This is a genomic window from Streptomyces sp. NPDC059679 (genome assembly GCF_042734105.1).
GTDB lineage: Bacteria > Actinomycetota > Actinomycetes > Streptomycetales > Streptomycetaceae > Streptomyces.
The window spans coordinates 1-1,034 of the sequence record NZ_JBHWES010000203.1 but is presented as its reverse complement, the minus strand read 5'-3'; the positions used below and the strand labels follow the sequence as shown (position 1 = coordinate 1,034).

General features: G+C 60.5%; 1 protein-coding gene. It reads right to left on the bottom strand.

The genetic code is table 11. The features are described 5' to 3' along the window. Positions 1–1,034, bottom strand: a 1,034-nt coding sequence (locus tag ACFV2X_RS55655) for an acyltransferase domain-containing protein (RefSeq protein ID WP_385632007.1), incomplete at both ends; no start/stop codon positions are given.

The window sequence follows — 1,034 nt, the reverse complement described above, 5'->3', positions numbered from 1 at the left end:
GCTGTGGTGGTTTTGGTGGGGTGGGGGAGCCAGTGGTGTTGGTGTTGGAAGGGGTAGGTGGGGAGGGGGATGCGTTGGGGTTTTTGGTGGGTGGTTTGTGGGTTGTGGTTGTTCCAGTTGGGGGTGGTGCCGTGTTGCCAGAGTTGGCCGAGGGTGTGGGTGATGGTTTGGGTGGGGGTGCGGGGGTCTTTGGGGTGGGGGAGTGAGGTGAGGGTGGGGGTGGGGGTGGTGTGTCGGGCGAGGGTGGTGAAGGTGTTTCCGGGTCCTATTTCGAGGAGGATGGGGTGGGGTGTGTTGTGGGTGGCGGTGGTGATGGTTTGGGTGTAGTGGACGGTGGTGGTGATTTGGTGGGCCCAGTGGTGGGGGTTTTGGGCTTGTTGGGGGGTGAGGTGGGTGCCGGTGGTGTTGGTGATGATGGGTGTGTGTGGTGGGTGGTGGGGGGTGTTTTTTAGGGTGGTGTGGAGTTGTTGGGCGGCGGGGTTCATGAGGGGGTGGTGGAAGGCGTGTTGGGTGGTGATGGTGCGGGTGGTCCAGCCTTTGTGTTTGATGGTTTGTTTGTATTGTTGGATGTGGTGGGTGGGGCCTGATATGACGCAGTCGTTGGGGGTGTTGTGGGCTGCGATGGTGAGTTGTGGGGGGAGGGTTGGTTCGATGTGGTGGCGGGGTGCGTTGATGTTGATCATGGTGCCGGGGGGTTGTTGTTGCATGAGTTGTGCGCGTTGTGCGGTGAGGTGGAGTGCGTCGGGGAGGGTGAAGATTCCGGCGGTGTGGGCGGCGATGAGTTCGCCGAGGGAGTGGCCGATGAGGGTGTGGGGGGTGATTCCCCAGTGTTTCCAGAGTTGTATGAGGGCGTATTCGGTGGTGAAGAGTGCGGGTTGGGCCCATTGGGTTTGTTGGAGGAGGTGTTGGGCGGTGTTGGTGTCGGTGGTGTTGGTGGGGTAGAGGATTTTTCGGATGTCGTGGTTGAGGTGGGGTTGGAGTATTTCGGCGCAGGTGTCGATGGCTTGTTTGTAGGTGGGGTGTTGTTCGTAGAG